This window comes from Catellatospora sp. IY07-71 (genome assembly GCF_018326265.1).
Lineage (GTDB): Bacteria > Actinomycetota > Actinomycetes > Mycobacteriales > Micromonosporaceae > Catellatospora.
The window spans coordinates 572,017-593,017 of sequence record NZ_AP023360.1 but is presented as its reverse complement, the minus strand read 5'-3'; the positions used below and the strand labels follow the sequence as shown (position 1 = coordinate 593,017).

Here is a 21,001-nt window from a genome sequence, read left to right as displayed (position 1 = left end):
GGAAGCCCCCGTCGTGTCGTGCTGACGACACGACGGGGGCTTCCATCACGAATGGGGCAGAAAAGGCGGGTGTGTCGCCGTCGGCAAGTTCATGATCGATGAGCGGGGCGGGGCTACCCTGCCGCTATGCGCGGGCCGTTCGGTGTGCTGGTCGCCCTGCTGCTGGTGGGGCTGACCGCCGCGCCGGCCGGTGCCGCCGCGCCGAGCCCCGCCCCGTGGGACGCCGCGCGGTCAGCCGCGCTGGCCGCCTGCCCCGCCACGGTCGAGCTGTACGACACCGAGGGCCGCCCGCTGGCCCGGCCGCTGCCGCGCGGCACCCGGCTGCTCGTCGACATCGTGGCCGGTCGGCCTAACGTGCTGGTCCTCGGCGCGCACGACCTCAACCGCACGGTGGAGCTGGTGCTGAGCACACCCGCCACCGAGACCTCACCGTTGCTGATCAACGTGGAAACGAGCCTGCTCGACGACCGGTTCACCTGGTTCGTGCCGCGGGTGCGCAGCATCGGCGGCGGCCTGCCCGGCGAGCTGATGTGGCACTTCCCGACCGCCGAGCGGGTGCTGCTGCTCGGCCCCCGGCCGCCGGGCGTCATCTTCGCGCCGGGGGCCGACGTGCGCATCGCGCCCAGCCCGCCGCCGAGCCCGTCACCGGTGCCGCCGTCTCCGTCGCCCGTGCCGAGCCCGGCCGTGTCCGCGTCGCCGCCGGTCGGCGGCACGGCCCCCGGGCTGCCGGGCGGGCTGCCACCGGGATGGACACCGGCGGCCTTCGCGCCGCGGTCGGATCGGGCCCCAGATGCCGCCCGCACCGGTACGCCGCACCACGCCGTCCTGGTGGCGCACCTGGCGGTCGCGCCCGCGCCGGCCGCCCGGTTCCCGGTCGAGCTGAGCTGCGGCTCGTCCCCGTCCCCATCCGCCGTGCCGAGCCCATCGGCGAGCCTGCCCGCCGAACCGTCGGCGCAGGCGCCGGGCGGGGCCGTTCCAGGCCCGGCGGCGAGCCCCACGCCGGAGACGGTGAGCGCTCATCTGGCCGCGCTGGCGTCACGCCCAGTGACGTGGTTCGGGGTGGCGCTGCTGCTGGCCGGGCTCGCCCTGGTGGTATGGATAACCGCAGGCCGTAGGGCCTTTCGCCGCAATTATTAGTCCGTGCGGGCGGTTATCGCACAGCCTGTCCGACTGTCGGGCTTGCCGCGAGTGTTGACTAAGCGTACGGAAGCCGAGCGCTACCGAAGGGGGAGTGGGACGTGGTCAGCATCGACCTCGAACTGTCCACCGACACCAGCCACACCGAACCGACCGACATCTCCGACCGGCTGCTCTGGCGCGATGCGCAGCGGCTGCTCGGCCGGCATAACGCACCTGACGAACACGAGCACTGCAACTGGTGCGGTCAGCACTGGCCGTGCCCGCCACGACGGCTCGCCGAGCGCGCGGACGCGGCCAGCCGGCACTGGCGGGAGGCCTGGACCGTGCGGCATGACCTCAACGGGCTGCGCACGCTGCCCGGCTGGCGTGCAGACCTTGGCGAGCGGGGCGGCTCCATCATGCGAAACGGCACCCGCAGGAGCCACTTCGACTAGCCAACCCGGGTGCGACCCGGCTCCGCCGTCCCCCGGTGGATGCCCGGTGAACACCCGACCTCGCGGCGACGCCGACATCGCTCCGCCAGCGTAGGCGTCCCGCACAGCACCAGCACGGCCGTTCGAGAGCCGACATGCCTCCGTCGGTTCCGGCGCCTCCGGCCAGGCGTTCTCCCCGGCCGTGCGGGTGCGTCAGTGGGCGAGGGTACGTGATCTCCGGTTCCCCGCAGTCCGGTTGCGTACCCTCGCCCCGATTTCTTCCTCAGGTCACTCCCGCCGCGGCGGCACCGCGACGCGGGCCAGCTCCTCGGCGACCACGATCTCGCCGCCGAAGTGGGCCGCCGCCTCCTCGCCGAACACCGAGGCGTCCGGGTGGCGCTGCGAGAAGTGGGTGAGCACCAGCTTGCGTACGCCCGCCTCGGTCGCGATCCGGGCGGCCTGGGCCGCGGTGAGGTGACCCGCCTCGGCGGCCAGCGCGGCCTCCGACTCCAGGAACGTCGACTCGATGACCAGCAGGTCCGCGCCTTCGGCGAGCCGGATCGCGGCCTCGCACCAGCCGGTGTCCATGACGAACGCGAACACCTGCCCCGGCCGCGGCGCGCTGACCTCGTCCAGGGCGACCAGCCGCCCGTTCGCCACCACCGAGCCGGCGCGCTGCAGCAGGCCCACGTCCGGCCCGCGTACACCCAGCTCGGCGAGGTGCTCGGGCAGCATGCGGCGGCCGTCCGGCTCGGCCAGGCGGTAGCCGTACGACTCGACGGGGTGGTTCAGCCGCCGCGCGGTGAGCGTGCCGAACGGCCCGGTCGCGATGACGCCGTCGCCGTCCACCGGGCACTCGGCCAGGTGCGCCTGGTCGTGGAAGTGGCTCGCGTGGCGCAGCCGGGCGAGGAACTCCGCGCCGGAGCCCGGGAAGTGCACCGGCACCTCGTGCGGCACCCGGTCCAGCGACAGCCGCTGCACGATGCCGGGCAGGCCGAGGCAGTGGTCACCGTGGAAGTGGGTGACGCAGATCCGGGTGATGTCGCTCGCGGCGGCCCCGGCCAGCAGCAGCTGCCGCTGGCAGCCCTCGCCCGGGTCGAACAGGAAGCCCTGGTCGTCCCAGCGCAGCAGGTAGCCGTTGTGGGCGCGCTGGCGGGTGGGCACCTGGCTGGCGGTGCCGAGCACGATCAGCTCCCGGCTCATCGCGCCCCCACCTCGGAGATCATCGTCACCCCCGGAGGCTACCGGCCCCCGCTCGGCCCGAACCACCAAGTTAGGAAGGGCACCTTCTACTACGGATTCCGATAAGAAGGTGCCCTTCCTTCCGGTCAGGGGATGGGGCGGGCGTAGCGGAGCACCGGCACGGTGGCCGCGCCGATGTCGGTCGTCCGCTCCACCCCGTCGGCGGCCCAGCCGCCGCGCTCGTAGAAGCGGCGCGCCCGGTCGTTGCCGCGGACCACGTACAGCAGAGCCAGGGCGTGGCCCAGCTCGGCGAACCCGGCCAGGCAGGTCCGCATCAGGGCCAGGCCGACCCCGCTGCCGACGGCGTCCGGGTGGACGTGGATCGCGTTGAGCATGCCGGTGCCCGGCGGCGACTGCTCCGTGGCCTGGTCGGCGGGGCCGAGGTAGCAGAAGCCCACCACGGCGCCGTCGCGTTCGGCCAGGTGCAGGCGGTGCGTGCCGGACTCGGCCGCCCACCGCGCCGTCCAGCTCGCCCGCTGCCGCTCGACCGTGATCCGGGCCAGCTCGGCGCGCGTGAGCAGGTCGCGATACGCGTCCCGGCGGCTGAGCGTGTGCAGGCGGGCGACGGCGGCGACGTCCTCGCGGGTGCCGCCGGGCCGGATGCGCAGGGTCATGCCCGGCACGCTACCGGCCGCGACCGGCGGGCTCCCGCCCTGCGTGGACGTCCGGCGCGCGGTCCACGGGCGCGTCGTCGCCGGGGCGGCGGGGCGCCACCAGCGCCGGCCGGGGCGCCGGCTCGGCCTGCTCGCCCTTGCTCAGCAGGCTCGCCAGCAGGCCCGAGAACAGGCAGACGGTGCCCGCCGCGATCGCGGTCGCCGACGGCATGACGATGCGCAGGATGCGCTCCGGTTGCAGGTCTCCGAAGCCGGCCGCGCCCCAGCTGGACACGGCGTACGCGGTGCCGGCCAGGCCCGCCCCGGCCAGCACCAGCCCCACCAGCATCAGCACCTCCAGCCGCATGAACGCGGTCAGCGCCCGCCGGGGCCGCCCGTCGCTCAGGCCGCTGGACTGCCCGAAGACGGTCGCGCAGCCGCCGAGCAGCAGCAGCTGCAGGCCCACCAGCACGGCCAGGCAGGCGTAGAGCAGCGCGGACAGGTCGAAGCGCACCGAGCCGATCGACACCGGGCTCGTCTCCAGCGCGGCGGTGGCGGCCAGGCCCAGCGCGCCGAGCAGCAGGCCGGGCGCGACCAGGGTCTTGCCCGGCGCGAAGACCAGCAGGAAGCGCAGGTGCCGCCAGCCGTCGCGCCAGGTGCGCAGGTGCGGCGGGCGAGAGCGGCCGTCCCTGCGCAGCCGGGTGGGCACCTCGGCGATGTCGTAACCGGCCAGCGCCGCCCGCACCACCAGCTCGGAGGCGAACTCCATGCCGGGCATGCGCAGCCCGAGCGCCTGGACCCGGTCGCGGTCGAAGCCGCGCAGCCCGCAGTGGAAGTCGCCGACCCGGGGCAGCCCGAACAGCCGCCGCCCGAGCCAGCTCAGCACGGGGTTGCCCAGGTAGCGGTGCAGGAACGGCATCGCGCCCGGGTCGATGCCGCCCCGGAACCGGTTGCCCATCACCACGTCGTGGCCCCGCCGCAGGCCCTCGACGAACGGCCCGAGGTTGCCCAGGTCGTACGAGTCGTCCGCGTCCCCCATGATCACGTACTTGCCCCTGGCCTGCTCGATCCCGGCCATCAGCGCGCCGCCGTAGCCGCGGACCGGGGCGTGGATCACCCGGGCGCCGTGCGCGCGGGCGATCTCCGGCGAGCCGTCGGTGCTGCCGTTGTCGGACACCAGCACCTCGCCTGGCACGCCCAGCTCGGCCAGCCCGCGCCGGGCCTTGTCGACGCAGGTGGCGAGGGTCTCTGCCTCGTTGAGGCAGGGCAGCAGCACGGTGACGAGCAGGTCGGTCATGAGTCGTCCGATCCGGAGGCCGGCAGGGGAGGGGTGGCACGGGCGGCGCGGACCGCGGCCGCGAGCTGGTGGGCGGCCAGCGCGCCGCCCACGCCCAGCAGGGCGATCGAGGTGAGGCCGTAGCGGATCTCGTACATCGAGGTGGCCACCGACAGGACGATCAGGCCGAGGCCGATCGCGGCGGGCAGCGCGGCGTCCCAGCGGGCCGGGGCGCCGCGCGGGCGCAGCGGCGCGGCCAGGCACAGCAGCAGGCAGACCCCGGTGACCAGCGGTGGCACGGTGACGTGCCGGGAGTACCAGGCCAGCGCGGCCCGCAGCCCGGCATGCTCGTCGCGCACCGGGTTCACCGGCTCCGGCGTGAAGGTCGCCGCGGCCAGCAGCGGCTTGCAGCGGGCGGTGTTGCGGGCCGGGTCCGGCAGCGTGGCGGGGAAGTCCCACCAGCCGAACAGGCACCGGCTCGCCGTGTCGACCGGCCGGCCCGGTGCGAGGAAGCGGGCGGTGTCCCGGGCGACCAGCGCCGCGTAGTCGCCCGGCTGCTGCGTGATCACGGCGCGGGCGAAGCTCCCGATCAGCTCGTCCTGCTCCGGGCCGCGCCCCCGCAGGTTCGGGTCGTGCCACAGGTACCAGTCGCCGCGTTCGGGCCGGGCCCCGAGCGGCTGCGCCGGGCACAGCTCGCGCTGCGGCGCGGTGAGTTCGAGCCGGGCGCAGTCGGCGATGCCCGCGGTGCGCGAGTAGAGGTAGCGATCGCCGGCGTTGCTCAGCGAGAACGAGCCGGTGGCGGGCACCGACCAGGCCGCGTACGCGGCCAGCGGCAGCGCCGCGCCCACGGCCCAGGCGGCGGCGCGCGCCCAGCCGATCCGGCGCACCGCGAGGAAGGCCAGGCAGGCCGCGACGGCGGCGATCCCGGCCGTGCGCACCAGCACCGCCGCGCCGAGCAGCAGGCCCGCGCCCGCGACGGCGGCCGGGCCGGGCCGCTCGTGCCACAGCAGCAGCACCACCGCGCCCGTGATCATCACCAGGAACAGCGCGTCGGACAGGATGTAGTGCTCCAGCACCAGCAGCCGGGCGTCCAGCACCAGCGGCGCGACCCCCAGCGCGGACAGCCAGGCGGCGGCCCCCCGCCGGCGCAGCAGGGCGTACGCCAGGACGGCGATCGCGAGCCCGAGCGCGTGCTGCGCCACGGCCACCGCGGCGGGCGAGTCCGTCCACCGCAGCACGGCGAGGAACACGGCGTATCCGACGGTGTTGGCCTTGTCGGCGGCGGCGTGCGGGTCCAGGTCGATCGCGCGGCCCAGGTAGTCCCCGCTGTCTCCCTGGAACCAGAACGCCGGCCGGTATGCCACGCACGCGGCGACCCGCACCAGCACCCCGAGTCCGACCAGGACGATGACCGGCAGGTGTCCGCGCCACGCGGCCCGGGCGAGCGGCCGCTCGGGCGTGGGGCTCGCCGGTGCGGTGAGCAGCGCGGATCGAACCATCGAGCGGGGCCCCTTCCGCGCCTGCCGAATCAGCGGTCAGCATAGGTAGCCACCCATGCGCCACAGAAATCGATCAGTCAACGGACGCTGTCGGATGGCCGTCAGTTCCGCGGGGCGCCGGATCCGCCGGTGAAGTCCCAGGTCTGCAGGTGCCCACACATGCCGTGGCGGCGCGGCGGCGGGGTGGGCACGGCGTGGTGCACGGCCGAGGCGGCCAGGTGCCCGGCCCGCCCGGCGGCCAGCTCGCGCAGCTGCTCGCCGGTGCGCTCGGCCTGCGCCAGGGCCCGCTCCCGCCACAGCCCGGCCCAGCCGGGGGCGCGCTCGCGGACCAGCGCCGCCGCGGCCTGATACAGCGGCGCGAGCGCTGCCGGTCCCCGGGCCACCACCTCCTCGCGCAACCGCAGGTAGCCCTCCAGGGCCAGGTCGCGGCGGCGCCGGGCGGCCAGGTCCAGGTCCGCGCCGGACTGCGGGCCGGCCTCGATCTCGGCGGGCGGGGCGAGCGAGGCGGCGGCCGCGTACGCCGCCGGATCGGCGAGCACCTCGGGTGGGAACGTGAGCACCGCGTCGCCCGCCTCGGGCAGGCCCGCGTTCTGCATCACCACCAGCAGTTCCAGGTCTCCGTCGGTGACCAGGCGGTGCACCGTGCCGGGGGTGAACCACAGCACCGTGCCGGGCGCGAGCGGGTGCTCGGCGTACCCGTCGCCGCTCAGCGTCTCCAGGGCGCCGGTGCCCGCGGTCACCACGTAACCCTCGGCGGAGGCGGTGTGCAGGTGCGGGGAGCCGCCGCGGCGGCCGTCGGCGGCGGGCCAGCCGTACACCCGCAGCGCGGAAACGGCGGTGGCGCCGGGGAACCAGTCCATGTCCGTCCCTCTCCAAGAGGGTGCGGGCGCTCCGGGGGTAGGCCGGAGCGCCCGCACCGGGTGCTCAGGCCTTGCCGAGCTGTTCCTCGTACTGGCCCCGCACCTCGTCGCCGCCGGCCGCGCGCCACTCCTTGACCGCGTCGTCCCAGGCCGACAGCGGCTTGCGCCCGGCCAGGATGTCACCCTGGTATGTGTTGATCACGTTGTCCAGCGCGGGGCGCTTGCGCGACCACGCGTCGGAGAAGCGGCCCAGGGTCGGATCCTTCACCGAGCTAGGGATGATCGACTTCTGGTACTCGTACGACGCGCGCGTCGCCTCGGCGTTGCCCGGCACGAAGATCGCGTCAGGGGCGTCCACGATGTACCGGATGCCCAGCGCGGTCTGCGTGACACCCGCCTGCGTCTGCACCGGCCCGCCGTTGCTCATGGCGTAGTGCTGCCCCGCCATGCCGAACCGCCGGAACAGCCACTCGTCCGTGCCGAACGGCGTGGCCAGCCAGTTCGCGATGACCAGCAGGTCCTTGATCCGGCCCTGGTCGGCCTTCTTGAACGCGGTGAAGTTGTTCGTCGGGTCCGACTGCCACGTCCCGGCGAAGCCGCCGCCGTCGAACTTCGGCGGCCGCATGCCACTGATCTTGAAGCCCGGCCCGGCCACGTTGTCGGCGTAGTACTGCGGCCAGGCCGTGTAGCGGTCCGGGTTGAGCACGATGTTCCCGGCGTTGAACCACTTCTTGACCGGGGCGTTGGCGATGGCGCTGTCCGGGTGCGCGTAGCCGTCCTTGACCAGCTGCAGCACCTCGCCCAGCGCGCGGCGGAACTCCTCGGTCTCGCAGGCGTGGGTGAGCTTGCCGCCCTCGTACCGCCAGCGGTTCGGCACGCCCAGCATCTGCTGCACGAAGAACATCAGGCCGCCCTCGGTCGCCGCCCAGCGGCTGGCGCGGGCGTCGGTGACCTGCTTGCAGACCTCCTTGAATTCCGCGAACGAGGCCGGGTCAGGGTTGGCTTTGAGCTGCCCGAACAGGTCGTCGCGGCGGAACAGCAGGGTGCCGCCGACGCCGCGCGGCACGGGCAGGCCGTAGATGCCGCCGTTGTACACGCACTGCCGCCACGCCGCCGTGGGCAGGTTCGCCAGGTGCGGATACTCCAGCACGGCGTCGCCGGACAGGAACTCCGTCAGGTCCTGGCACTTGGCCGCCAGCCAGGCGGGCAGGTTGCCGATGCCCGCGCCCTGCCCGGTCGGGGTGAACATGGCGGGCACGATGAAGTCGGGCAGGTCGTCGCCCGCGACCAGGGCGGCGAACTTGGTCGCGTGGTCGGCGCTCGGCGTGATGGTGAGCTTCAGGTTCACCCCGAGGCGCTTGTTCAGCTCCTGCCAGAACGGGTTCTGGTCCACCGCGGGCGGCACCGGCGAGCCGGTCAGCACGAACGCCGACACGTCACCGCCCTTGCCGGGCGGCGCGGAGAACACCTTGACCGGGTTGGCCGGGTAGCCGCTGAACGCGTCGAGCAGCCCGTCGGCGTTGCCGGGGAAATCGGGCGTGACCCCGGCGAACGGCTTGTACGTGGGCAGCGTGACGTTCGCGTTGTTCGCGCCGGTGTTCGGCGTGGCGGTCTCGCTGGTGCAGCCCGCGAGCAGGGCGGGACCGGCGGCGGTGGCGGCCGCGGCGGTGACGGCGCCGGAGAGGAACCTCCGGCGCCCGATGGGACGCGGTGATGTCATGCATGACTCCTCAGGACGGTTATCCCTTGACGGCGCCGATGAGCACGCCCTTGCTGAAGTGCCGCTGGACGAAGGGGTAGACGAGCAGGATCGGGACGATGGAGAGCACGAGGATCGCCATCTGGACGGCCTCCTGCGGCGGCAGCGCCGCGCCCCCGCCGAGCTGGTCGATGCCGAGCTGCGTCTGGTTGACCACGTACGTGCGCAGCACCAGCTGCAGCGGCCACATGCCGGAGTCGTTGAGGTACAGCAGCGCCCCGAAGAACGCGTTCCAGTACCCGACGCCGTAGAACAGGCCGATCACCGCGAGCGCCGCCTTGCTCAGCGGCAGCACGATGCGCCACAGGATGGCGAGGTCGCCCGCGCCGTCGATGCGCGCGCTCTCCAGCACCTCCGGCGGCAGCTCCTGGAAGAACGCGCGCAGGATGATGACGTTGAACGCGCTGATCATCGGCGGCAGCAGCAGCGCCCAGTAGGTGTCGACCAGGCCCAGGCTCTTGACCACGAGGTAGCTCGGGATCAGGCCGGGTCCGAACAGGATCGCGAAGAGCACGGTCAGCAGCAGCGGCCGGTGCGCGAACGAGCCGGGACGGCTCAGCCCGTACGCCAGCAGCGTGGTGGCGACCAGGCTCAGTGCCGTGCCGGCGGCCGTGACGAACAGGCTGACCAGCGTCGCCCGGGTGACCACGCCGCCGCTGAGGATCGCCTCGTACGCGGCGAAGCTGATCTCACCGGGCAGCAGCACGAAGCCGCCGGAGCGGGTCACCTCCTCGCGGGTGGCCAGGCTGGTGGAGACGATGCCGACGAACGGCACCACGACCGCGGCGCAGCACAGCGCCAGCACGAGTCCCTTGGCGGCGCGGGCGAGCGGCGACGGCCGGCCCATCGCCGTGATCATCGACTGCCTGCTCATCGCGAGTAGATCCCCCGCTCCCCGAGCCGGTGCGCGAGCCTGTTCGCGCCCAGCACCAGCAGCACCCCGACCAGGCCCTTGACCAGGCCCACGGCGGCGCCCTGGCCCCAGTCGGCGGCCAGGATGGCGTGGTTGAAGACGTACGTGTCCAGCACCTCGCTGACCTGCCGTCCCACGGCCGGCTCCTGCAGGATGATCTGTTCGAAGCCGACGGTCAGCGAGTCGCCCAGGCGCAGGATCAGCAGCAGCACGATGAGGCTGCGCAGGCCGGGCAGGGTGACGTGCCAGAGCTGCCGCCAGCGGCCCGCGCCGTCGACGGCGGACGCCTCGTACAGCTCGACGTCGATGCGGGCCAGCGCGGCCAGGAACAGGATGGTGGCCCAGCCCGCGTCCTTCCACAGCACCTGGCTGGTCACCAGCAGCTTGAACAGCTCCGGGTTGGTGATGATGGAGACCGTCGCCAGGTCGTGCGTGCGCAGGAAGCTGTTGAGCAGGCCCGCGTTGCCGAACATCTGCTGGAAGATCGCGACCACGATCACCCAGGACAGGAAGTGCGGCAGGTAGAGGATGCTCTGCACGACCTTCTTGAGCCGCTGGGAGATCAGGCTGTCCAGCAGCAGCGCGAGCGCGATCGGCGCGGGGAACACGATCAGCACCTGGAGCAGCGTGATGATCAGGGTGTTGGACAGGGCGTTGAGAAAGCCCGGGTCCCCCTCCCAGATGACCCGGAAGTTGTTCAGCCCCACCCACGGGCTCTCCAGGATGCCGATGTAGGGCTGGTAGTCCTTGAACGCGATGACGTTGCCCAGCCAGGGCAGGTAGTGGAAGACCAGGAGCGAGACCACGCCGGGCAGCGCCACCAGCACGAGCACGCGATCACGCAGCAGCCGCTGGTGCCAGCGCATCCGGCGGCGCGGCGCGGCGGCGGCTTCTACCGCGACCGGGGGATGAGCCGTCATCAGACGATCCTCTCGATGATGACGCCGAGTGTCCGAAACAGTTCCGGAACACTTCCGTAAGTCCTCTGAGACGGTAGGGACGGCCCCTCAGACCGTCAACCCCCGATAGCGGGCCAACTCCACCGAAACTTCCGAAGTCGATCCCGGGCAGTGCGCGATCAAGCACACCGTCACTCGTCGATGGGTGAGGACGTGCAGGTCCTGGTATACCTGGGTGGCGATGTTCTCCTGCGACGCGGAAAATTGCCGCGGCAGATAGATGCGTCATCGTGATCCGGCACCGGCGTTCGAAAGTTTCGGAAATGCGGTCCGGTCTCCGAATACGACGGACGTCCCTACGAAATCGCGCGCAACCCTTGTCTTGTCGCGGGCAGGCGGTGTTAGGGTGCGATGGCCGGCGTGCCGGCGGCTCAGAAACGTGTACCGGAAAATACCGGAAGACAGGCAGGGCGATGCCGATCCACGAGGACGCCACCCCGACCGGATCCGTCAGCGAGGACGGCGATCCCGGACCCCAGCCCTGGCGCGACCCGGCGCTGCCGGTGGAGCAGCGGGTCGACGACCTGATGCGCCGCCTCACCCTCGCCGAGAAGATCGCGCAGCTCTACAGCGTCTGGCCCGGCGCGGGCGCGGCCGGTGAGGACGTCGCGCCGTTCCAGCAGGACATGGTCGACGACGGCTTCGACTGGCGGCGGCTGGTCGCCGATGGCCTCGGCCAGCTCACCCGGCCGTTCGGCACCGGACCGGTCACCCCCGCCGAGGGCATGGCCCGGCTGGCCCAGCTGCAGCAGGAGATCGTCGGGGCCGGGCGCTTCGGCATCCCGGCGCTGGTGCACGAGGAGTGCCTGACCGGGTTCACCACGCACGGTGCGACGATCTTCCCGACCGCGCTGGCCTGGGGCGCCACCTTCGACCCGGCCCTGATCGAGCGGATGGCCGCCGAGATCGGGCAGGGCATGCGCGCGGTCGGCGTGCACCAGGGGCTCGCGCCGGTGCTGGACGTGACCCGCGACCCCCGCTGGGGACGCACCGAGGAGACCATCGGCGAGGACCCGTACCTGGTGGCGACCGTCGGCACCGCGTACGTGCGGGGCCTGCAGTCGGCCGGGATCGTGGCCACGCTCAAGCACTTCGCCGGTTACGCCGCCTCCCGCGCGGGCCGCAACTTCGGCCCCGTCGCGATGGGCCCGCGCGAGCTGTCCGATGTGGTGCTGCCCCCGTTCGAGCTGGCGGTACGCGACGGCCGCGCGCGCTCGGTGATGCACTCGTACGCCGAGATCGACGGTGTGCCCGCCGCGGCCGACCGGCGCCTGCTCACCGACCTGCTGCGCGGCGCCTGGGGCTTCGACGGCACCGTGGTCGCCGACTACTTCGGCGTCACCTTCCTGCACTCGCTGCACGGCGTCGCCGCCGATCACGGTGACGCCGCCGGGCAGGCCCTGGCCGCCGGGGTCGACGTCGAGCTGCCCATCGTGCGCTGCTTCGGCCGCCCGCTGCGCGACGCGCTCGCCGCCGGGACCGTCTCGCCCGCGCTGGTCGACCGCGCGCTGCGCCGGGTGCTGCGGCAGAAGTGCGAGCTGGGCCTGCTCGACCCGGACTGGACGCCGCCGCGTGACACGGCGGTCGACCTCGACCCGCCCGCGGCCCGGGAGCTGGCCCGGCAGGTCGCCGAGGAGTCGGTGACGCTGCTGGCCAACGACGGCGTGCTGCCGCTGCGGCCGGAGGCGTCCATCGCGGTGGTCGGGCCGCTGGCCGACGACCCCGACGGGCTGTTCGGCTGCTACACGTTCCCGCGCCACGTCGGCCTGCACCACCCGGGCCTGCCGCTCGGCGTCAGCGCGCCGACGCTGCTGGAGTCGCTGCAGGCCGAGCTGCCGAAGGCGCAGATCGGCCATGCCGCGGGCGCGACCGTGGACGGCACGGACACCACCGGGTTCGCCGAGGCCGTGGCGCTGGCCCGGGACGCCGACGTGTGCGTCGTGGTGCTCGGCGACCGGGCCGGGCTGTTCGGCAAGGGCACCTCCGGCGAGGGCTGCGACGTGGCCGAGCTGCGCCTGCCCGGCGTGCAGGAACAGCTGCTGGCCGCCGTCGCCGACACCGGCACGCCGGTGGTCGCGGTGCTGCTCAGCGGGCGGCCGTACGCGCTCGGCGCCTTCGAAGGCCGCCTCGGCGCGATCGTGCAGGCGTTCTTCCCCGGCCAGGAGGGCGGGGCGGCCGTGGCGGGAGTGCTCGGCGGCCGCGTCGAGCCGTCCGGGCGGCTGCCGGTGGGCGTCCCGCGGCACCCGGGCGGGCAGCCCGCGCCCTACCTGGCGCCCCCGCTCGGCCACGCCACCGAGGTGAGCACCGTCGACCCGACGCCGCTGTTCCCGTTCGGCCACGGGCTGGCGTACACCCGCTTCGACTGGACCGGCGAGACCGCGGCCGAGCCGCTGAGCTGCCCGACCGACGGGTCGGTGCGGGTCGCGGTGACCGTGCGCAACGCGGGCGGCCGGCCCGGCACCGAGGTGGTCCAGCTCTACCTGCACGACCCGGTGGCCCAGGTGACCCGGCCGGTCATCCGGCTCATCGGGTACGCCCGCGTGCCGCTGGAGCCCGGCCAGGCCAGGCGGGTCGAGTTCACGGTGCCCGCCGACCTGGCCGCGTACACCGGCCGCGAGGGCCGCCGCATCGTCGAACCGGGCGACCTCGAACTGCGCCTGGGCGCGTCCAGCGCCGACATCCGGCACACCGTGCCCGTGCGGCTGCACGGCCCCGAGCGGGTGGTCGGCTTCCGGCGCGCGATGACCTCGGAGGTGTCCGTTGCGGACGTATGACCTGGCCGTCGTGGGCACCGGCGGCATCGCCGCGGTGCACGCCGCCGACGTGGCCCGGCTGGACGGCCGCGCTCGCATCGGCGCCGTGGTCGACGTCGACCCCGACCGGCTGCGTGCCTTCACCGCCCGCCTGGCCGAGCTGGGCCTGCCCGAGCCGCAGGGCTACCCCGACCTGGACAGCCTGCTCGCCGACCGGCGCCCCGACCTGGTCGACCTGTGCACCCCGCCGGGCCTGCACGCCCCGCAGGCGATCGCCTGCCTGTCCCGGGGCCTGACCGTGCTGTGCGAGAAGCCGCCCGCACTCAGCCTGGGCGAGTTCGACCGGATCGCGGCCGCCGAGGCGGCGGGCGGGGGCCGCTTCGCCACCGTCTTCCAGCACCGTTTCGGCAGCGGCGCGGCCAACCTGCGCCGCCTGGTCGGCGACCCGCGGCTCGGTGATCCGCTGACCGCCGTGTGCCACACGCTGTGGTATCGGCCGGACGCGTACTTCGCCGTGCCGTGGCGCGGGCGTTGGGACGTGGAAGGCGGCGGCCCGACCATGGGCCACGGCATCCACCAGATGGACCTGCTGCTGTCGATCCTCGGGCCGTGGCGCGAGGTGGTCGCGGTAGCCGCGCGCCGGGCCCGCCCCACCGACACCGAGGACCTGTCCGGCGCGCTCGTCACCTTCGCCTCCGGTGCCGTGGCCAGCGTCGTCAACAGCCTGCTGTCCCCGCGCGAGACCAGCCACCTGCGGTTCGACCTCGACCACGCGTCGGTCGAGCTGACCCACCTCTACGGATACGGCGACGGCGACTGGACCGTCACCGCCGCCCCCGGCCACGAGCAGGAGGTCGCCGCGGCCTGGGCCGAGGGCCCGACCGGCCGGCCGAGCGGGCACGGCGCCCAGCTCAGCGCGGTCCTCGACGCGCTCGACGCGGGCCGGACGCCGCCCGTCGGCACCGCCGAGGCCCGGGACACCATGGAACTCGTCGCCGCGATCTACGCCTCCGCCTTCACCCGCCGCCCCGTCGGCCGCGGCGAGATCGGGCCCGGCTCGCCGTTCTACGAGCGGATGGAGGGACCCGGCGCGCCCTGGCCCGCCGTGCGCACAGGTGCCGTCGCATGAACTCGCCGGCCCCCGCGACGCCGGGCCGCACCGGCGTGGTCCGCACCGCCGCACAGCCAAGCGAGGAGAGGTCATGACCCTGCGGCTCGACAAGCAGCCCGGCGCGCTGGACGTCGCCTTCGGCGGGCAGCCGCTGCTGCGGTACGTGTACCAGCCCGACGACCCGCAGCTGGAGTCGCCGCGGCCCTACCTCTACCCGCTGCACACGCTGGGCGGCGACCCGGTCAGCGTGTTCCGGCCGCACGACCACGTCTGGCACCGGGGCATCGCGTTCTCGCTGCCCAACGTCGGCCCGGCCAACTTCTGGGGCGGCGTCACCTACACCCGCGCCCAGGGCTACGTGCAGCTGCCCAACAACGGCAGCCAGCGTCACCACGTCTTCACCCGGCTGGACGCGCAGGCCGACGCGGTCGGCGTCACCGAGCGCCTGTACTGGCTCACCGAGCCCGGCGAGACCTGGTTCCGCGAGCAGCGGCGGCTCGGCGTGACCGTCGCCGCCGAGCACGGCGCCTGGACCCTCACCTTCGGCACCGAGCTGACCAACGTCAGCGACCGGGAGATCGTGATCGGTAGCCCGACCACCGAGGGCCGCGACAACGCCGGGTACGGCGGTCTGTTCTGGCGCGGCCCCCGCTCGTTCACCGGTGGGCGCGTCTACTGCAGCGACCGCGAGGGCGGCGACGAGCTGATGGGCGTACGCGCACCGTGGATGGGCTTCACCGGCCGCCACGACGGCCACGGCCGCTGGTCGACGCTCGTCTTCGTGGACGCCGAGGACAACCCGGGCCACCCGGTGCAGTGGTTCGTCCGCTCGGAGCCGTTCGCCTGCCTGTGCCCGGCGCCGTTCTTCGCCACCGAGGTCCCGATCGCCCCCGGCGCGACCCTCTCCCTGCGCTACGCGGTCGTCATCGCCGACGGCGACCCCGGCCTCACCGGCGCGGCCGATCTCGCCGCGCTGGGCCATGCCGCCCTCAAAGCCCCCGAGGACGACTGATCTCGTTTCCGCGCAAAGCTCCCGCCAGGCTGTTCCGGCAGCTCGACGGGAGCTTTCGTCGTATGTGGAGACCGCCTGCGGACATCGCCTGCGGTGTCGGGAAAGCGGCCGGGAAGGCGGTGTAACGTCCCGGCACCCCCAGGCGTCTGACGGGTGCGAGCCGGCAGGCGGCTCATCACGGGGAGGGGCATCAGCCCATGAGGACTCACCGCATCACCGAACAGGACGAGGCGTCACCGCCGACGCACGACATCGACGAGTTCTACGCCGTCCACTTCCAGCAGCTCACGGTCCAGCTCTACGCGTACACCGGCGACCTCGGCCTCGCGCAGGAGTTCGTGCAGGAGGCGTTCTGCCGGGCCATCCCGCGCTGGTCGAAGCTCGCCGCGTACGACGACCCGCTGGCCTGGATCCGGCGCGTCGCGTTCAACCTCGCCAACAGCCGCTGGCGGCGCGTGCGCAGCGCGCTCGCGTTCGCCCGCACCCAGCGCGAGGAGCACATGCCCGGCCCCGGCCCCGACCGGGTCGTGCTGGCCAGGGCCCTGTCGAAGCTGCCCGCCAGCCACCGCCGCGTCGTCGTGCTGCACCACCTGGCCGACGTCCCCGTCGCCGAGATCGCCCGTATCGAGAACGTCGCCGAAGGGACGGTCCGCGTCTGGCTGCACCGCGGCCGCGCCGCCCTCGCCACCGAGCTGGCCGACCTGAGGAAGGACCACCGTCATGTCTGAGTACGACATCGAAGAGCTGAACACCGAGTTCGCCGGCTTCCGGGCCGGGGTGCCGCAGGTCGTCTCGCCGGGCATGGACGCCGCCCGGCACACCGTGCGCCGGCGCCGCCGGGTGCGCACCGCCACGCTCAGCGTGCTCGCGGTGCTGATCGTCGCGCCGGTCACGGCGTACGCGGCGCTCGGGCCCGACCGCGACGGCCCGCCCGTGGTCGTCGCGACCGCCCCGGGCACGCCGTCGCCGAGCGCGGCGGAGTCGCCGTTCCCGTCGCCGTTCCCGTCCCCGTCCCCGTCGGCCTCGGCTTCGGCGAGCCCGTCCGCGTCGCCGTCCAAGCAGGGCACCAGCCGCTACACGCTGGGGCCGAGGGGATACGGCGCGCTGCGGCTCGACATGACCGCCGCGCAGGCCCGTGCCACCGGCCTGACCACGGCGATTCCCGCCACCGCCGACTGCAACGCCGAGGTCTACCTGCGCGGCACCAGGTATGACCAGGAACCGGCGAACCATCCTGGACGGGTGTGGTTCGACGACGGCCGGGTGGCGGTCATCTGGGCCGTGCCGGGGGTGTCCACTCCGGAGGGCATCCGCATCGGCAGCACGCTCGCGCAGGTGCGGAAGGCGTACCCGAAGTGGTCGGCGATCGACGGTTACGAGGGCCACGGATACATTCCGGCGCCCGGTAACAGCGATGCGAAGTACCGGATCGAGGTGCGGGACGGCAAGGTCGCGTCGGTCGCCCTGCACTCGGTCAACCGGGGCTGCTACGAGTAGCTCCGGCCCGGTCCTCATCGGGCCGGTGACCGCGGGGCGGCGCACCCGCGGGTGATCCAGGTCACCTGCAACCGTGCACCGCCCCGCGGCGTGTCATTCCGTACATCAGGCCGCACCGGCCACCGTCACGGGGAGAACGCATGTCCGCCCACCGCATCCGCCGCACCGCCCTCGCGGCCACCACCGTCGCCGCGCTCGCGCTGCTCGCCGCCTGCACCGGGAGTCAGACACCCACGGCTGCGGCGACGTCCGGGGCGGCCGTCGCCTCCCCGTCCCTGTCCGCTTCCCCGTCGCCCGATGCCGCCGCCTCGCCTGCCGCGTCGCCGTCGCGCGCCGCGCTGGCCCTCGGCCCGACCGGGCTCGGCGCGCTCGAGCTCGGGCAGAGCCGCGCCGCGGTGATGGCCACGGGGCTGAGCGGGCCGGTCGAGAGCAACAACGGCTGCGACATCGCCACCCTGCGGGCCGCGCGCCGGGCCGCCGGAGACCCGACCGGAGCGCTCTTCATCTCCGCGAACCTCGGGCTGGCCGCGATCTACGCGTACGGCGACGTGCGCACCCCGCAGGGAATCGGGCTGGGCAGCACCCTCGCCCAGGTCGGCAAGGCGTACCCAGGGTGGAAGTACGCCGCCGACCACGGCCGCGGCCACGCCGACGTCCCCGGCAACGCCAAGGCGTCGTACCGCATCGCCATCACCGACGGCAAGGTCGCCGAACTCTCCCTCCAGCTCAAGAACCAGGACTGCTACGAGTAGGTCTGTGGGTCGGGGATGATCGCTGTCTCGTGTCGAGATCTGCGGCTGGACCGCACTTGGCGACACGAGGCAGCGATCATCCACGTGATACGGCCATCACGACGAACGGGGCGGCCATCCCGGCTCCCGCCAGCACGGCCAGCCCGATCGTGAACCAGCGGTACGTCCTGGTCACGCTCTCGTCCTCTCCGCCGCCCGCGGGCCGGACGGCGACCAGCAGGTTGCGCAGCCGGTTGGCCGCCCGGAGCTGGGCCGGCCTCCGGTTCAGGTGTGCGCCCCACTGCGCCGCGGCGCCGGTGGCGACACGGATCGGCGCGGCGTTCCGGATGACCAGCTCCAGCACTCCGTCCTCGGCGAGGTGCACGGACTGGACCAGGCCACGCGGCACGGTGTGCACGGTGAACGTCTGGTGGACGGTCAGATGCCGCGGCGTGATGACGATCCGGCCGCTCGTGCCCGCCACGTACACGCCTGCCGCGGCCCCGCCGAACATCGCCACGGCAGGGTAGAACAGCGGATCGTCGCTGCCCTGGTTGGCCCACACGCCGAGCGCCGTACCCGCCGCCAGCAGCCCGAAGAAGAACCATGACCAGACGTCGACGCGGCGCACGACGCCACGGCGGCGTACGGCGACCGTCGCCGCGTCCGGTTCCGGCGCGATGCTGGCGGCATCCCACCGCTGCCGCCGGACCGTCGTCACGAAGCCGCTCAGCGCCACCAGCGCGGCGACCACCGCGAAGGCGGCGAGCGGCAGGGGCAGTCCGGCCTGCCACCCGGTCGCGTACCCGTCGGCGGTCGCGACGCGCTGTGGGTCGGCCGGGTCCACGAACACGTCGAGGCTGGTGCCGCCCGGCGGCGGTGCGTGCCAGGGGTGGTAGATCGAGGCCTGCCGGCGGGCGCCGGCGAACTCGTACGTCACCTCGGCCGCATCGGGCCAGCCGGAGTTGCGCTCGTAGCCGGTGACCACCGCGGTGGTCCGGTGCCCCTGGCCGACCACGTGGGCGCGTTGCTGCTCGCCGAGGGCGTACGCGACGAACGAGCCGGCACCGAGCAGCAAGGCGACCGCCAGGCCGACGATGGTGCGTCTAAGAGTCCAGGTCAAGGGGGTGCTCCGGGGCCGCGATCGTTGGGCGGTCCACGATAACCGCGCTGGTCCAGGCTTCCGGCGTTGGAAGATCGCCGTCTCGTGTCAGAAGGTGAGGTCTGGCCAGACTTTCTGACACGAGACGGCAATCATGACGGCGCGCGGCGCGCTGGGAGAGCGCGCCGCGCGATCGGAGCCGATCAGGCGTCGGTCTTGGCGACGCCGATGGGGCAGGACATGCCGTTGGGGCCGATGCCGCAGTACCCGTCGGGGTTCTTGGCCAGGTACTGCTGGTGGTAGTCCTCGGCGTAGTAGTAGTGCGACAGCGGCGCGATCTCCGTGGTGATCTCGCCGTAGCCGTTGGCGTTCACCACCGGCTGGAACGCGTCGCGGGCGGCGAGCGCCTCCTTGAGCTGCTCCTCGCTGGTGGTGTAGATCGCCGACCGGTACTGGGTGCCGATGTCGTTGCCCTGCCGCATGCCCTGGGTCGGGTCGTGGTTCTCCCAGAACACGCGCAGGATCTCGCCGTAGGAGATCACCTTGGGGTCGAAGACGATCTCGACGGCCTCGGTGTGCCCGGTGTAACCCGAGCAGACCTCCTGATAGGTCGGGTTCGGGGTGAGGCCGCCGGCGTACCCGACGGAGGTCGAGTAGACGCCGTCCAGCTTCCAGAAGAGGCGCTCGGCGCCCCAGAAGCAGCCCATGCCGATCACGGCCGTCTGCAGCCCGGCGGGCCAGGGACCCTGCATCGGCGTGCCGAGCACGAAGTGCTTCGCGGGCACCTCGATCGCGGTGTCGCGACCGGGCAGGGCCTCGGCGGCGGTGACGACATCGAGCTTCTTGTGGCGAAGGAACATGGTTCCAGTCTGCTCCTCTACGCTGGGGGAATGTCTTACGGGTTTGAAACGCTCGCCATCCACGCGGGCCAGGAGCCGGACGAGCGCACCGGTGCGGTGATCCCGCCGATCTTCCAGACGTCGACCTTCAAGCAGGACGCTGTCGGGTCGCCGCGGCTGGGCTACGAGTACGCCCGGTCCGGCAATCCGACCCGCGACTCCCTCCAGGAGTGCCTGGCGGCGCTGGAGGGCGGCGCGCGCGGGCTCACGTTCGCCAGCGGGCTGGCCGCCGAGGACACGCTGATCCGCACCGTGTGCAAGCCCGGCGACCACGTGATCATTCCCGACGACGCGTACGGCGGCACGTTCCGCCTGTTCGCGAAGGTGGCGCAGCGCTGGGGGCTGTCCTGGACGGCGGCCCGGATCTCCGACGTCGACGACGTGCGGGCCAAGGTCACCCCGAACACGAAGATGATCTGGGTGGAGACGCCGACCAACCCGCTGCTGAGCATCGCCGACATCGCCGGCCTGGCCGCGGTGTCCCGGGACGCGCACGCCCTGCTGGTCGTCGACAACACGTTCGCCAGCCCGTACCTGCAGCAGCCGCTGGCGCTGGGGGCGGACGTGGTGGTGCATTCGACCACGAAGTACGTGGGCGGGCACTCGGACGTGGTCGGCGGGGCACTGGTGCTGAACGACGCGGGGCTCGCCGACGAGCTGAAGTTCCACCAGAACGCGATGGGCGCGGTCAACGGGCCGTTCGACGCCTGGCTGACCCTGCGCGGCGTGAAGACGCTGGCGGTGCGCATGGAGCGGCACTGCGACAACGCCGAGAAGGTGGCCGAGTTCCTGACCCACCACCCGAAGGTGACGCAGGTGCTCTACCCGGGCCTGCCCGAGCACCCGGGCCATGAGCTGGCCGCGAAGCAGATGCGCCGGTACGGCGGCATGATCAGCTTCCGGATGGGCGACGCGGCGGCGGCCGAGCGGGTGTGCAACACGACCAAGGTGTTCACGCTGGCCGAGTCGCTGGGCGGGATCGAGTCGCTGATCGAGCACCCGGGGAAGATGACGCACGCCAGCGTCGCGGGCTCGGAGCTGGAGGTCCCGGCGGACCTGGTCCGCCTCTCCGTCGGCATCGAGACCATCGACGACCTGCTCGGCGACCTCGCGGCGGCGCTGGGCTGATCGGCGGTCCGCGGTCGCCCCGCGCGGCCCCGCGCCGTGCAGTGCCGCGCCGCCATGATCGCGACTTCGTGTCAGAAAGTGCGGCCTGACCACACTTTCTGACACGAACTCGCG

Annotated in this window: 19 protein-coding genes; 9 read left to right on the top strand and 10 right to left on the bottom strand. The window is 73.3% G+C overall.

Annotated features, from left to right (window positions below; all coding sequences use genetic code 11):
* The first annotated feature begins 126 nt into the window (after window positions 1-126).
* Together CS0771_RS02625 and CS0771_RS02620 are read left to right on the top strand one after the other, a co-directional pair.
* On the top strand, window positions 127-1,137 hold the full coding sequence (locus CS0771_RS02625; RefSeq protein WP_212839629.1) for a collagen-binding domain-containing protein: 1,011 nt from the start codon (window positions 127-129) through the stop codon (window positions 1,135-1,137).
* Between the two features lie 101 nt (window positions 1,138-1,238).
* Entirely contained in the window at window positions 1,239-1,574 is a 336-nt protein-coding gene (locus CS0771_RS02620) for a hypothetical protein (RefSeq protein ID WP_244870559.1), read from the top strand.
* A gap of 267 nt (window positions 1,575-1,841) precedes the next feature.
* On the opposite strand, the gene CS0771_RS02615 is transcribed toward CS0771_RS02620, so the two are convergent.
* From CS0771_RS02615 to CS0771_RS02580, 8 genes are all read right to left on the bottom strand, one after another.
* Window positions 1,842-2,756: a ribonuclease Z gene (locus tag CS0771_RS02615; protein WP_212839628.1), complete on the bottom strand. Its 915-nt coding sequence runs from the start codon at window positions 2,754-2,756 to the stop codon at window positions 1,842-1,844.
* Window positions 2,757-2,881: 125 nt separating this feature from the next.
* A complete protein-coding gene (locus CS0771_RS02610; RefSeq protein WP_212839627.1) occupies window positions 2,882-3,409 on the bottom strand; it encodes a GNAT family N-acetyltransferase in 528 nt (175 codons plus the stop codon).
* A 10-nt stretch (window positions 3,410-3,419) separates the two neighbouring features.
* Window positions 3,420-4,685, bottom strand: a complete 1,266-nt coding sequence (locus CS0771_RS02605) for a glycosyltransferase family 2 protein (RefSeq protein WP_212839626.1) — start codon at window positions 4,683-4,685, stop codon at window positions 3,420-3,422.
* Window positions 4,682-6,163 (bottom strand): phospholipid carrier-dependent glycosyltransferase, encoded by a 1,482-nt coding sequence (locus CS0771_RS02600; protein WP_212839625.1) that lies wholly within the window; start codon window positions 6,161-6,163, stop codon window positions 4,682-4,684. Before CS0771_RS02600 ends, CS0771_RS02605 begins: the two co-directional genes overlap by 4 nt.
* A 101-nt stretch (window positions 6,164-6,264) precedes the next feature.
* Window positions 6,265-7,023, bottom strand: coding sequence for a cupin domain-containing protein (locus CS0771_RS02595; RefSeq protein WP_212839624.1), 759 nt, complete (start codon window positions 7,021-7,023; stop codon window positions 6,265-6,267).
* A 64-nt stretch (window positions 7,024-7,087) separates the two neighbouring features.
* Window positions 7,088-8,743 (bottom strand): extracellular solute-binding protein, encoded by a 1,656-nt coding sequence (locus tag CS0771_RS02590; protein WP_212839623.1) that lies wholly within the window; start codon window positions 8,741-8,743, stop codon window positions 7,088-7,090.
* 19 nt (window positions 8,744-8,762) lie between these two features.
* On the bottom strand, window positions 8,763-9,656 hold the full coding sequence (locus CS0771_RS02585) for a carbohydrate ABC transporter permease (protein ID WP_244870558.1): 894 nt from the start codon (window positions 9,654-9,656) through the stop codon (window positions 8,763-8,765).
* Window positions 9,653-10,615 (bottom strand): sugar ABC transporter permease, encoded by a 963-nt coding sequence (locus CS0771_RS02580; RefSeq protein ID WP_212839622.1) that lies wholly within the window; start codon window positions 10,613-10,615, stop codon window positions 9,653-9,655. Before CS0771_RS02580 ends, CS0771_RS02585 begins: the two co-directional genes overlap by 4 nt.
* Window positions 10,616-11,067: 452 nt before the next feature.
* Here CS0771_RS02580 and CS0771_RS02575 point away from each other — a divergent pair, with 452 nt between their 5' ends.
* The 6 genes from CS0771_RS02575 (at window position 11,068) to CS0771_RS02550 (ending at window position 17,779) form a co-directional block, all read left to right on the top strand.
* Window positions 11,068-13,428: a glycoside hydrolase family 3 N-terminal domain-containing protein gene (locus CS0771_RS02575; protein ID WP_212839621.1), complete on the top strand. Its 2,361-nt coding sequence runs from the start codon at window positions 11,068-11,070 to the stop codon at window positions 13,426-13,428.
* Window positions 13,415-14,536, top strand: a complete 1,122-nt coding sequence (locus CS0771_RS02570; protein WP_212839620.1) for a Gfo/Idh/MocA family protein — start codon at window positions 13,415-13,417, stop codon at window positions 14,534-14,536. Before CS0771_RS02575 ends, CS0771_RS02570 begins: the two co-directional genes overlap by 14 nt.
* A 73-nt stretch (window positions 14,537-14,609) precedes the next feature.
* Window positions 14,610-15,530: a PmoA family protein gene (locus CS0771_RS02565; protein WP_212839619.1), complete on the top strand. Its 921-nt coding sequence runs from the start codon at window positions 14,610-14,612 to the stop codon at window positions 15,528-15,530.
* A 197-nt stretch (window positions 15,531-15,727) separates the two neighbouring features.
* Entirely contained in the window at window positions 15,728-16,258 is a 531-nt protein-coding gene (locus tag CS0771_RS02560) for a SigE family RNA polymerase sigma factor (RefSeq protein WP_212839618.1), read from the top strand.
* Window positions 16,251-17,027, top strand: a complete 777-nt coding sequence (locus CS0771_RS02555) for a hypothetical protein (protein WP_212839617.1) — start codon at window positions 16,251-16,253, stop codon at window positions 17,025-17,027. The genes CS0771_RS02560 and CS0771_RS02555 overlap by 8 nt, the downstream gene beginning before the upstream one ends.
* A gap of 140 nt (window positions 17,028-17,167) precedes the next feature.
* Window positions 17,168-17,779 carry a hypothetical protein gene (locus tag CS0771_RS02550; RefSeq protein ID WP_212839616.1) on the top strand — a complete coding sequence of 204 codons (612 nt, stop codon included), beginning with the start codon at window positions 17,168-17,170 and terminating at the stop codon, window positions 17,777-17,779.
* A 76-nt stretch (window positions 17,780-17,855) separates the two neighbouring features.
* On the opposite strand, the gene CS0771_RS02545 is transcribed toward CS0771_RS02550, so the two are convergent.
* Complete coding sequence (locus CS0771_RS02545; RefSeq protein WP_212839615.1) at window positions 17,856-18,881, bottom strand: DUF3592 domain-containing protein; 1,026 nt, start codon at window positions 18,879-18,881, stop codon at window positions 17,856-17,858.
* Between the two features lie 182 nt (window positions 18,882-19,063).
* On the bottom strand, window positions 19,064-19,720 hold the full coding sequence (msrA, locus tag CS0771_RS02540; RefSeq protein ID WP_212839614.1) for a peptide-methionine (S)-S-oxide reductase MsrA: 657 nt from the start codon (window positions 19,718-19,720) through the stop codon (window positions 19,064-19,066).
* A 30-nt stretch (window positions 19,721-19,750) separates the two neighbouring features.
* Between msrA and CS0771_RS02535 the strand changes: the two genes are divergently transcribed.
* Window positions 19,751-20,887 (top strand): cystathionine gamma-synthase, encoded by a 1,137-nt coding sequence (locus CS0771_RS02535; RefSeq protein ID WP_212839613.1) that lies wholly within the window; start codon window positions 19,751-19,753, stop codon window positions 20,885-20,887.
* Window positions 20,888-21,001: the final 114 nt, after the last annotated feature.